Genomic DNA, 12,919 nt, shown 5'->3' with positions numbered 1-12,919 from the left:
TCCATCCAATAAAAAATGCCCTCTACCAAGAGAGGGCATTTTACGATTAGCTATACCTATGTAAGCTACGCATCACGATATTAGTCGTTATTGCTGCTGCTACCGAAACCTGCATTCAACAATTCAGCAAGGTTTGCAGTGGCTTCGTCAACGCTAACTTGTGGTGCTTCAACCACTTCGTTTTCTTGACGACGGCGGATACGATCCTGGTGGTAAGCATAACCTGTACCAGCAGGGATCAGACGACCAACGATAACGTTCTCTTTCAGGCCACGCAGTTCATCACGTTTACCTGCAACAGCTGCTTCAGTCAGTACGCGCGTTGTTTCCTGGAACGACGCCGCAGAGATGAAGGATTCTGTTGCCAGTGATGCCTTGGTGATACCCAGCAGATCACGGTGGAAAGTCGCTGGTACTTTACCATCCAATTCTAGCTTACGGTTCGCGACTTTAACGCGCGCGTATTCAACCTGTTCGCCTTCGAGGAATTCAGAACTACCTGAGTTCGCGATGGTCACTTTGCGCAGCATCTGACGAACGATAACTTCGATGTGTTTATCGTTAATCTTAACGCCTTGCAGACGGTAAACTTCCTGTACTTCGTTAGTGATGTAACGGGCAACCGCGTGAACACCACGCAGGCGCAGAATGTCATGTGGAGATTCTGGGCCATCGGAGATCACGTCACCGCGTTCAACAACCTCACCTTCGAATACGTTGAGCTGACGCCATTTAGGGATCATCTCTTCGTAAGCATCGCCACCATCCAGTGGGCTGATAACCAGACGACGTTTACCTTTAGTTTCTTTACCGAAGGAAACGATACCACTGATTTCTGCCAGAATAGCAGGTTCTTTCGGACGACGAGCTTCGAACAGGTCCGCAACGCGTGGCAGACCACCGGTGATATCTTTAGTACCGCCGGATTCTTGAGGAATACGCGCTAACGTATCACCCGCAGAGATGGACATGCCATCTTCCAACTGAACAATCGCTTTACCCGGCAGGAAGTACTGAGCAGGCATATCTGTACCTGAGATCAGAACATCGTTACCCTGAGCATCAACGATTTTCAGTGCCGGACGCAGATCTTTACCGCTACCAGTACGCTCTGCACTATCCAGAACCACCAGTGAAGACAGGCCGGTCAATTCGTCCGTCTGACGGGTAATGGTCTGGCCATCAACCATGTCGTAGAACTGAATGATACCGGATACTTCACTCACAACTGGCATGGTATGTGGATCCCAGTTCGCAACGGTTTCGCCGCCGGTTACTGTCTCACCATCACCTTTAGCCAATACCGAGCCGTAAGGAACTTTATAGCTTTCTTTAGTACGGCCGAAATCGTCGATCAGGCGCAATTCGGTATTACGAGAAGTAATAACCAGTTTGCCCGCTGAGTTAGTCACGAATTTAGCGTTGGTCAGTTTTAAGTGACCTTTGTTACGTACCTGAATGCTGGATTCTGCTGCCGCACGAGATGCCGCACCACCGATGTGGAACGTACGCATCGTCAACTGTGTACCCGGCTCACCGATTGACTGTGCCGCGATAACACCAACTGCTTCACCTTTGTTGATGCGATGACCACGAGCAAGGTCGCGACCGTAACAGTTCGCACAAACACCAAAGTCAGTTTCACAGCTTACTACGGAACGTACTTTCACGCTGTCAACGGAGTTTTCTTCTAACAGATCACACCATTTTTCATTCAGCAGTGTATTACGTGCAACCAGAATGTCCGCGGTGCCCGGCTTCAGAACGTCTTCAGCCGTCACACGACCCAATACGCGCTCACGCAGTGGTTCTTTAACGTCACCACCTTCGATAACCGGAGTCATCAGGATACCGTTGTGAGTACCACAGTCGTCTTCAGTCACAACCAAGTCTTGGGCAACGTCAACCAGACGACGAGTCAGGTAACCGGAGTTCGCGGTCTTCAATGCGGTATCCGCAAGACCTTTACGAGCACCGTGGGTTGAGATGAAGTACTGGAGTACGTTCAGACCTTCACGGAAGTTCGCGGTAATCGGGGTTTCGATGATGGAGCCATCTGGTGTTGCCATCAAGCCACGCATACCCGCCAACTGACGGATCTGAGCAGCAGAACCACGCGCACCAGAGTCGGCCATCATAAAGATGTTGTTGAAAGAAACTTGCTGTTCTTCTTCACCGTTACGGTTAATAACAGTTTCAGTAGACAGGTTTTCCATCATCGCCTTAGCAACACGTTCGTTCGCCGCGGCCCAAATATCGATAACCTTGTTATAGCGTTCGCCAGCGGTTACCAGACCTGATTGGAACTGTTCCTGAATTTCAGCCACTTCCGCTTCCGCTTCCGCGATGATGCCTTCTTTCTTCTCAGGAATAACCATGTCGTCGATACCTACGGATACCCCTGAACGAGCAGCGTAAGCAAAGCCGGTATACATGGTCTGGTCAGCCAAGATAACCGTTGGTTTCAGGCCCAGTACGCGATAACAGGTATTCAGCATTCTGGAGATTGCTTTTTTACCCAGCGCCTGGTTAATCAGTGAATATGGCAGACCTCTCGGTACGATCATCCACAGGATGGCACGACCGATAGTTGTATCAACCAACCCTGTATTAACGGTGATATTGCCTTCGCCATCTTTCACTTCTTCAGTGATACGAACTTTGACGCGAGCGTGCAAAGAAGCCAGACCTGCGCGGTAAACACGCTCTGCTTCTTTAGGGCCGCTCAGAACCATGCCTTCGCCTTTCGCGTTAACACAGTCACGAGTCATGTAGTACAGACCCAATACAACGTCCTGAGATGGAACGATGATTGGTTCACCGCTCGCCGGAGACAGGATGTTGTTGGTAGACATCATCAGCGCACGCGCTTCCAACTGTGCTTCCAGTGTCAACGGTACGTGGACAGCCATCTGGTCACCATCGAAGTCGGCGTTATAAGCCGCACACACAAGTGGGTGCAACTGGATCGCTTTACCTTCGATCAGAACAGGTTCAAATGCCTGAATACCCAAACGGTGAAGGGTCGGTGCACGGTTCAACAGAACAGGGTGCTCACGGATCACTTCATCCAGGATATCCCATACGACGGCTTCTTCACGCTCAACCATTTTCTTGGCGGCTTTGATAGTCGTCGCCAGACCACGCAATTCCAGCTTGCCGTAGATGAATGGCTTGAACAGCTCCAGTGCCATCTTCTTAGGAAGACCACACTGATGCAAACGCAGGTATGGACCTACGGTAATTACAGAACGGCCTGAGTAGTCAACACGTTTACCCAGCAGGTTCTGACGGAAACGACCCTGTTTACCCTTGATCATGTCTGCCAGGGATTTCAGAGGGCGCTTATTAGAACCCGTAATCGCACGACCGCGGCGTCCGTTGTCCAGCAAGGCATCAACCGCTTCCTGCAACATACGTTTTTCGTTACGTACGATGATGTCTGGCGCAGCCAGATCCAGCAGGCGTTTCAGACGGTTGTTACGGTTAATAACGCGACGATACAGATCGTTCAGGTCTGAAGTTGCGAAACGGCCGCCATCCAATGGAACCAGTGGACGCAAATCCGGTGGCAGAACTGGCAGAACGGTCAAAACCATCCACTCTGGTTTGTTGCCAGACTGAATGAACGCTTCCAGCAGTTTAATACGCTTGGTCAGCTTCTTGCGTTTGGTTTCAGAGTTGGTTTCATTCAGCTCTTCGCGCAAGGTTTCACATTCGTTTTCCAGATCGATGTTTTTCAGCAAAGCCTGGATGGCTTCTGCACCCATTTTTGCGTCAAATTCATCACCGAACTCTTCCAAAGCATCCAGATACTGTTCTTCAGTCAGAATCTGGCTGCGCTCAAGGCTGGTCATACCGCCTTCAACAACCACATAGGATTCGAAGTACAGTACGCGTTCAATATCGCGCAGAGGCATATCCAGCAACAAACCGATGCGGGATGGCAGAGATTTCAGGAACCAGATGTGAGCGGTTGGAGATGCCAGCTCGATGTGACCCATACGATCACGACGAACTTTAGTCTGGGTTACTTCAACGCCACATTTCTCACAAATCACACCACGGTGTTTCAAACGCTTGTATTTACCACACAAGCATTCGTAGTCTTTTACCGGCCCGAAAATACGTGCACAGAAAAGTCCGTCACGTTCAGGCTTGAACGTACGGTAGTTAATAGTTTCTGGCTTTTTTACTTCCCCGAATGACCACGAACGGATCATATCTGGAGAGGCCAGAGCAATTTTGATCGCATCAAACTCTTCGGTCTTGGTTTGCGCTTTCAGAAACTTCAATAAGTCTTTCACGAAATAGCTCCTGTCGGAGTTAGACCTGTTAGGTGAGTGGCCCATGCCACTCCCCCCTATGACCAGTGTAACCACTGGCTGGTAAACTGCCCGGTATTTTTATGCTTCAACATGTTTTATGCTTCAACATACGGCCGGGCAGTACCAGCGGGAAAACAATTTATTCGTCTTCCAGCTCGATGTTGATACCCAACGAACGGATTTCTTTCAGCAATACGTTGAAAGATTCCGGCATGCCTGGTTCCATCTGGTGGTTACCGTCCACGATGTTTTTATACATCTTGGTACGACCGTTAACATCGTCGGATTTAACGGTGAGCATTTCTTGCAGGGTGTACGCAGCACCATATGCTTCCAATGCCCACACTTCCATCTCCCCGAAGCGCTGACCACCGAACTGTGCCTTACCACCCAGCGGCTGCTGAGTAACCAGACTGTAAGAACCGGTAGAACGGGCGTGCATCTTGTCATCAACCAAGTGGTTCAATTTCAGCATGTACATGTAACCAACGGTTACTTGACGCTCGAATTGTTCACCAGTACGGCCGTCGAACAGTGTGATCTGACCGGAAGTCGGCAAGCCACCCAATTTCAGCAGCTCTTTGATTTCGGTCTCTTTAGCACCGTCAAAGACTGGTGTTGCGATTGGCATACCTTTTCTCAGGTTTTCTGCCAGACGCATCACTTCTTCGTCAGAGAAGGTATTCAAGTCAACTTTCTGACGAGTATCGTCACCCAGATCATAAGCTTTCTGGATAAATTCACGCAGTTTGGCAACTTCTTGCTGTTGTTTCAGCATTGCATTGATCTTGTCACCAATGCCTTTTGCCGCCATACCCAAGTGAGTTTCCAGAATCTGACCGATGTTCATACGTGATGGTACGCCCAGCGGGTTCAGTACGATGTCAACAGGAGTACCGTTTTCATCGTAAGGCATGTCTTCGATCGGGTTGATCTTAGAGATAACACCCTTGTTACCGTGACGACCTGCCATCTTGTCACCAGGCTGGATTTGACGTTTCACCGCCAAATACACTTTGACAATTTTCAGCACGCCCGGTGCCAGATCGTCACCTTGTGTGATCTTACGACGTTTAGCATCCAGTTTTTTCTCGAACTCTGCTTTCAGTTCGTCATACTGTTCTGCCAACTGCTCCAACTGATTTTGTTTTTCTTCATCAGCCAGACCCAGTTCTAACCAGCGTTCACGAGGCAGTTTGCTGAGTTTTTCTGCTTCAATACCACCTGCAACCAGTACAGAGTGGATACGAGCGAACAAGCCAGCTTCGAAAATTTGCAGTTCTTCTGTCAGGTCTTTCTTCGCCTCACGCAACTGCATCTCTTCGATTTCCAGCGCACGCTTGTCTTTTTCTACGCCATCACGGGTAAAGACCTGTACGTCGATAACAGTACCGGAAACGCCGTTTGGTACGCGCAGAGAAGAGTCTTTAACATCAGACGCTTTCTCACCGAAGATCGCACGCAGCAGTTTTTCTTCTGGAGTCAGCTGAGTTTCACCTTTTGGCGTCACTTTACCAACCAGAATGTCGCCGCCTTTCACTTCTGCACCGATATAAACGATACCGGATTCGTCCAGCTTAGACAGCGCAGCTTCACCCACGTTAGGGATGTCAGCCGTAATCTCTTCAGGCCCCAGTTTGGTGTCACGGGACACACAAGCCAGTTCTTGAATGTGAATCGTTGTGAAACGGTCTTCCTGAACAACACGTTCAGATACGAGGATGGAGTCCTCGAAGTTATAACCATTCCATGGCATGAACGCCACACGCATGTTCTGACCTAGCGCCAATTCACCCAAGTCGGTGGATGGACCATCAGCCAGTACGTCACCGCGTTCTACCAATTCGCCCAGAGAAACACATGGCATCTGATTGATACAGGTATTCTGGTTAGAACGGGTATATTTGGTCAGGTTATAGATATCAATGCCCGCTTCACCCGCGTACATTTCATCTTCGTTAACCTTGATAACGATACGAGATGCGTCAACGTACTGAACCATACCACCGCGTTTAGCAACAGAAGTTACACCGGAGTCAACTGCTACCGCGCGCTCCATACCTGTTCCGACCAGCGGCTTGTCAGCACGCAGTGTTGGAACCGCCTGACGCTGCATGTTCGCACCCATCAAGGCACGGTTGGCGTCATCGTGTTCAAGGAATGGGATCAGGGAAGCACCGACGGACACGATCTGTTGTGTCGAAACGTCCATGTACTGAACCTGATCACGGTTGAACAAGCTGGATTCATCGTAATGACGGCAAGTTACCAATTCTTCAACGAAGTGGCCTTCTTCATCCAATACGGTGTTAGCCTGTGCAATAACGTAGTTACCTTCTTCGATCGCAGACAGGTAGTGGATTTCATCAGTCACTACACCATCACGAACCAAGCGGTAAGGGGTTTCAAGGAAACCATACTCATTGGTACGCGCATAAACGGACAATGAGTTAATCAAACCGATGTTTGGACCTTCAGGCGTTTCGATTGGACAAACACGACCGTAGTGAGTCGGGTGTACGTCTCGAACTTCAAAGCCTGCACGTTCACGAGTCAAACCACCTGGGCCCAACGCAGAAATACGGCGTTTGTGGGTAATTTCAGACAGTGGGTTGTTCTGGTCCATGAACTGGGACAGCTGGCTGGAACCAAAGAACTCTTTCACCGCCGCAGAAATTGGTTTGGCGTTGATCATGTCCTGTGGCATCAGAGTGTCCAGATCGCCCAGAGACAGACGCTCTTTCACGGCGCGCTCTACACGAACCAAACCTACGCGGAACTGGTTTTCAGCCATTTCACCGACAGAACGGATACGACGGTTGCCCAAGTGGTCGATATCATCGACTTCACCTTTACCGTTACGGATATCGATGAGCTTCTTCATCACATCAATGATGTCTTCTTTGCTCAGGATACCGGAACCTTCAATCTCATCGCGATCCAAAGAACGGTTGAACTTCATACGGCCAACCGCAGACAGATCATAACGATCTTCAGAGAAGAACAGGTTCTCAAACAGGTTTTCTGCGGCTTCTCGTGTTGGTGGTTCACCCGGACGCATCATGCGATAGATTTCAACCAGTGCGCTCAGGCGATCGTTGGTTGGGTCAATACGCAGAGTTTCGGAAATGTATGCACCGTGATCCAGATCGTTGGTAAACAGGGTCTCGATAGATTTGTGACCAGACTGGCTCAGACGCGCCAGCAGATCCAAAGAGAGTTCCATGTTAGCCGCACAGATGATTTCACCTGTGTTCTGGTCGATGTAATCTTTTGCTACAACTTTACCCGCGATATATTCGACAGGCACCTCAATGCGGTTTACCTGATCTTTTTCTAACTGGCGGATATGACGAGCAGTAATACGACGGCCTTTTTCAACATAGATCTTGCCGTTCGCTTCAATATCAAATGAAGCAGTCTCGCCACGCAGACGTTCTGGAACCAGCGTCATCTGCAATTTGTTATCGCGAATTTCGAAAACGGTTTTGTTGAAGAACAGATTCAGGATGTCTTCAGTAGAGTAATCCATCGCGCGCAGAATAATCGAAGCCGGCAGTTTACGGCGGCGGTCGATACGCACAAACAGGTTATCTTTTGGATCAAATTCGAAGTCCAGCCATGAACCACGGTAAGGGATGATACGTGCGTTATACAGTACCTTACCGGATGAATGGGTTTTACCCTTATCGCTGTCAAAGAAAACGCCTGGGCTACGATGCAACTGAGATACGATAACGCGCTCAGTACCGTTGATAACGAAAGTACCGTTATCAGTCATGAGTGGAATTTCACCCATGTAGACTTCTTGTTCTTTGATGTCTTTGACTGTGCCTTCTGGCGCTTCGCGCTCATAGATCACCAGACGCAGTTTAACGCGCAGCGGTGCGGAGAAAGTCACACCACGGATCTGACATTCTTTAACATCAAAAACAGGTTCGCCAAGACGGTAGCTTACATATTGCAGCTCAGAATTGCCGCTGTAACTCTGAATTGGGAACACAGAACGGAAGGCCGCTTCCAGTCCATTCTGGCCTTCAGGATCTTGCTCGATAAACTTCTGGAACGAGTCAAGTTGGATAGAAAGAAGGTATGGAACATCCAAAACTTGTGGACGTTTACCAAAATCCTTACGAATACGTTTTTTCTCGGTATAGGAGTAAACCATAGGGTTCCTCAGCTCGCTGATAAGTGACCCACTCTGTCCGCCCTTAAGGACAGCACTCTGCAACACTATTTTTTTCGAACAGAAAATAGAATATTTTCCGTAATACCCATTACTATTACTCTCAAATCATTTCATTGCGTTACCTTACTACCGAGCTACCCGAGTGGATCGTAGCTGAGAACGCAGTATATTAAGTCGTCAATAGGAAGAAGTATTTTGGGTTAATTAGCAGCCAAACAGTGTGAAATGCTACTAACCCCCTACAGCGCAAAAAGGCTGGCGATTAAAAAATCGCCAGCCGCCAGCCTTTAAAGTTAGGCTGCGAACTTAAAACTGATCTTACTTGATCTCAACAGAAGCGCCTGCTTCTTCCAGAGATTTTTTCAGAGCTTCAGCGTCGTCTTTGCTGATAGCTTCTTTCAGTGCTGCTGGTGCGCTTTCAACCAGGTCTTTAGCTTCTTTCAGACCCAGGCCAGTTGCGCCACGTACTGCTTTGATTACAGCAACTTTGTTAGCGCCAACGCCAGTCAGGATTACGTCGAATTCAGTTTTTTCTTCAACTACTTCAGCAGCACCACCAACTACAGCAACAGCTGCAGCAGCAGAAACGCCGAATTTTTCTTCCATCATGCTGATCAGTTCAACAACGTCCATTACAGACATTTCTGCAACTGCGTCCAGAATTTGTTCTTTAGTGATAGACATAACAAGTGTTCCTAAAATTCAGAAAAAGTTTATACGTTAAAAAGCGACGAAGGAAATAGGCAATTAAGCGGCTTCTTTCTGATCGCGTAGCGCAGCCAGAGTGCGAACCAGTTTGCCTGCAGAGGCTTCTTTCATGGTTGCCATCAGGCGTGCGATTGCTTCTTCGTAAGTTGGGAGTGTTGCCAGACGATCGATATTTTCACCTGGGATGAACTCACCTTCAAAGGCTGCCGCTTTAATCTCGAATGCTGGATTCGCTTTCGCGAAATCTTTGAACAAACGAGCTGCTGCGCCCGGATGTTCAGAAGAGAAAGCAATCAAGGTTGGACCAACAAACGCTTCTTTCAGGCACTCATATTCAGTACCTTCAACAGCACGGCGCAGCAGGGTATTACGTACAACACGTACGTTAACGCCAGCTTCACGGCATGCTTTACGCAGTTCAGTCATTTTATCTACAGTAACGCCACGAGAATCCGCAACAACCGCAGACAGCGCGCCTTTGGCTACTTCGCTGACTTCAGCAACAATCGCTTGTTTGTCTTGAAGATTTAGTGCCATTAGCTTCTTGCTCCTGGATTAACCGGGAAAACCCGGAACTCACTTCACTCAAGGCACAGAATGTGTCTGAGCGCTAAAACACGGTGAGCAGAATCCAGAAAATAAATTTCATTTGGCTCTGTCACCGTCTACGCAGGATATTAAGTAAGTAATTTATTACTACGTACTTACGCCTGCGGTCTTGGACGGGGCTTGGATTAAGGCCAAGCTCCAACCGAAAACTTGTTATTTGCCGATATTGCCTTATTTTTCAAAAGCTGTGTGTCATTACACATTCTATCAGGCAAATTTTAAGCGTCAGATTTTAGACAAATCTGACGCTAAGGTAAAGCGTTATTCTCAGCTTAAATAATTAAACTGATGCGCTCAGACCAGACTGGTCGATCGCAACACCTGCACCCATGGTAGTGGACAGGCTAACTTTCTTGATGAAAACACCTTTAGCAGAAGATGGCTTAGCTTTTTTCAGCGCAACCAGCAGAGCTTCCAGGTTTTCTCTCAGTTTGTCAGCTTCAAAGTCAACTTTACCGATGGTAGTGTGGATGATACCGTTCTTGTCGTTACGGTAACGAACCTGACCTGCTTTAGCGTTTTGTACCGCTTCAGCAACGTTAGGAGTTACAGTACCCACTTTCGGGTTTGGCATCAGACCACGTGGGCCCAGGATTTGGCCCAGTTGGCCAACAACGCGCATTGCATCTGGAGATGCGATAACTACGTCGAAGTCCATCTCGCCTTTCTTAATCATCTCAGCCAGATCTTCCATACCTACCAGTTCAGCGCCAGCAGCTTTAGCCGCTTCAGCGTTTGCACCCTGGGTAAATACAGCAACGCGTACTGAACGGCCAGTACCGTGTGGCAGTACAGTTGCGCCACGAACGTTCTGGTCAGATTTACGAGCATCGATGCCAAGATTAACAGCTACGTCAACGCTTTCTACAAACTTAGCAGTAGCCAGTTCTTTCAGCAGAGCAACAGCTTCGTTGATTTCGTATTGTTTAGTTGCATCAACTTTTTCACGAATAGTGCGCATGCGCTTGGTCAGTTTAGCCATTGATTAACCCTCCACTACCAGGCCCATGGAACGAGCAGTACCTTCGATTGAACGCATCATCGCGTCAACGTCAGCACCAGTCATGTCCGCAGCTTTAGTTTCAGCGATTTCACGAACTTGTGCGCTGGTTACTTTACCAACTTTATCTTTGTTCGGTTTGCCAGAACCAGATTTGATGCCTGCTGCTTTTTTCAGCAGAACAGCCGCTGGTGGGGTTTTGGTCACGAAAGTGAAAGAGCGGTCTGCGTAAACAGTAATAACAACTGGAATTGGCAGGCCTTTTTCAATGCTTTCAGTTTTAGCATTGAACGCTTTACAGAATTCCATGATGTTAACACCCTGTTGACCCAGAGCTGGACCAACTGGTGGGCTTGGGTTAGCCATACCAGCTGCAACTTGCAGCTTAACGTAGGCTTGTACTTTCTTAGCCATCTATATTTCCTCTATGTGGGTCTTATCGCCTCAAAATGAGGCTCCCCTGACGATTTAGGCCCCGTCAAAAGACCAGGCCACTTAAAACATTACTTTGTTTTCCAGAAAGCATCATCAAAAATAATGCCTGGATAAAAAACAAAAGGCGCGAAATTGTATGCTAATTTCACACCCTTTGCAAGCGAGCCCGCTTATTTAAGCATCAAATCAGACTTTCTCTACCTGACTGAAATCCAGCTCGACTGGTGTAGCACGACCAAAGATAGAAACCGAAACTTTCAAGCGGCTCTTCTCGTAATCGACTTCTTCCACTACACCATTGAAGTCTGCAAACGGGCCATCGCTGACACGAACCATTTCGCCAGGTTCGAACAACGTTTTTGGCCGCGGTTTATCACCAACTTGCTGAAGACGATTCATAATTGCATCAACTTCTTTATCGCTAATTGGTGCCGGACGGTCAGACGTGCCGCCGATAAAACCCATTACGCGAGGTACACTACGAACCAAATGCCAAGTTGCATCGTTCATTACCATCTGTACCAAGACATAGCCAGGGAAGAATTTACGTTCGCTTTTACGGCGTTGGCCACTGCGGATCTCAACAACTTCTTCTGTCGGCACCATAACTTCGCCGAAAGAATCTTCCATATCCTGTAATTTGATATGCTCACGCAGAGATTGAGCGACACGACCTTCAAACCCAGAAAATGCCTGTATGACATACCAACGCTTTTTTGGGGATTCAGACATTTTTTAAAACCTCAGGCCTGTAATAAATGAAACTAAACGCACCAGAATACCATCCAATCCCCACAAAATTAGGGACATGACAGCCGTCACAGCCGCAACAATCAGCGTTGTATGCAGCGCTTCCTGGCGAGTTGGCCAAATGACTTTCCGCATTTCAATGCGGGCTTCACGGGCAAATGCTAATGCAGCTTTACCTTTCACAGTCCACAATGCAGCTGCTCCTGCAAGGGCAACAATAGCAACAACAGCTATCGCGCGCAGAGGCAGGTTATACTCTCGGTAATAATAATTACCCACAATAGCAACCACCAGCAGCACTGCTACCAATAGCCATTTTGCTATATCAAGACCACGCCCGCTTTCTTGAGCATCGCTATTCGCACTCATAAACCAACCTGTAACTCTATGTAAGTAACTATGATGAAAATAGATAGCCAGCTTGCCTCGCAAGAGCAAAACAAATCAGACCGAACCCAAAGATAATTGTAATTGTATCTGACTCGGCGCCATAATTCAGTAGGACTTTCGTATCATTATGATCTTTAAGCCCATCCGTTGTATCAGAGCCTATCTCACCAATAGTTAAGAATAGCAATCAAATGACGATTTATCTTGCCATCAGACAATTATTAATGAACAACTATTGATGAGATAGGTTCTTCTTAAGACAATGTTTTAAAACTCGCGCTAAAACTGAGTCCTAAGACAACGTATAAAAAGGGCATCTGTCGATGCCCTTCCAAATGAACACATTAAATGAATTATGCGATCACTTTAGCAACAACACCAGCACCTACAGTACGGCCGCCTTCACGGATTGCGAAACGCAGACCTTCGTCCATTGCGATTGGCGCAATCAGGTTAACTACCATGTTGATGTTGTCACCTGGCATTACCATCTCTACGCCTTCTGGCAGT

9 protein-coding genes are annotated in these 12,919 nt (G+C 47.9%); all 9 read right to left on the bottom strand.

What is annotated here, in order from left to right:
- Positions 1 to 80 precede the first annotated feature (80 nt).
- The gene (rpoC, locus tag Xmir_RS09615) at positions 81 to 4,307 is read right to left on the bottom strand and encodes a DNA-directed RNA polymerase subunit beta' (protein ID WP_099114161.1); all 4,227 of its coding nucleotides are present in this window, start codon (positions 4,305 to 4,307) and stop codon (positions 81 to 83) included.
- Between the two features lie 160 nt (positions 4,308 to 4,467).
- Positions 4,468 to 8,496: a DNA-directed RNA polymerase subunit beta gene (gene rpoB / locus Xmir_RS09610; protein WP_099114160.1), complete on the bottom strand. Its 4,029-nt coding sequence runs from the start codon at positions 8,494 to 8,496 to the stop codon at positions 4,468 to 4,470.
- Positions 8,497 to 8,835: 339 nt separating this feature from the next.
- Positions 8,836 to 9,201: a 50S ribosomal protein L7/L12 gene (gene rplL / locus Xmir_RS09605; protein WP_099114159.1), complete on the bottom strand. Its 366-nt coding sequence runs from the start codon at positions 9,199 to 9,201 to the stop codon at positions 8,836 to 8,838.
- A 63-nt stretch (positions 9,202 to 9,264) separates the two neighbouring features.
- Positions 9,265 to 9,762 carry a 50S ribosomal protein L10 gene (gene rplJ / locus Xmir_RS09600; protein ID WP_099114158.1) on the bottom strand — a complete coding sequence of 166 codons (498 nt, stop codon included), beginning with the start codon at positions 9,760 to 9,762 and terminating at the stop codon, positions 9,265 to 9,267.
- 352 nt (positions 9,763 to 10,114) lie between these two features.
- Positions 10,115 to 10,816, bottom strand: coding sequence for a 50S ribosomal protein L1 (gene rplA / locus Xmir_RS09595; RefSeq protein ID WP_099114157.1), 702 nt, complete (start codon positions 10,814 to 10,816; stop codon positions 10,115 to 10,117).
- A gap of 3 nt (positions 10,817 to 10,819) precedes the next feature.
- Positions 10,820 to 11,248, bottom strand: a complete 429-nt coding sequence (gene rplK, locus Xmir_RS09590; protein ID WP_086109843.1) for a 50S ribosomal protein L11 — start codon at positions 11,246 to 11,248, stop codon at positions 10,820 to 10,822.
- A 207-nt stretch (positions 11,249 to 11,455) separates the two neighbouring features.
- Positions 11,456 to 12,001, bottom strand: a complete 546-nt coding sequence (gene nusG / locus Xmir_RS09585) for a transcription termination/antitermination protein NusG (RefSeq protein ID WP_099114156.1) — start codon at positions 11,999 to 12,001, stop codon at positions 11,456 to 11,458.
- Positions 12,002 to 12,004: 3 nt separating this feature from the next.
- The gene (gene secE / locus Xmir_RS09580; protein ID WP_099114155.1) at positions 12,005 to 12,388 is read right to left on the bottom strand and encodes a preprotein translocase subunit SecE; all 384 of its coding nucleotides are present in this window, start codon (positions 12,386 to 12,388) and stop codon (positions 12,005 to 12,007) included.
- A 374-nt stretch (positions 12,389 to 12,762) separates the two neighbouring features.
- The coding region (locus Xmir_RS09575; RefSeq protein WP_479688411.1) for an EF-Tu C-terminal domain-related protein at positions 12,763 to 12,919 on the bottom strand (157 nt) is incomplete at its 5' end.

Source organism: Xenorhabdus miraniensis (genome assembly GCF_002632615.1).
Note: the sequence above shows the minus strand (reverse complement) of the source record. Positions and strands in the feature narration are given on the sequence as shown.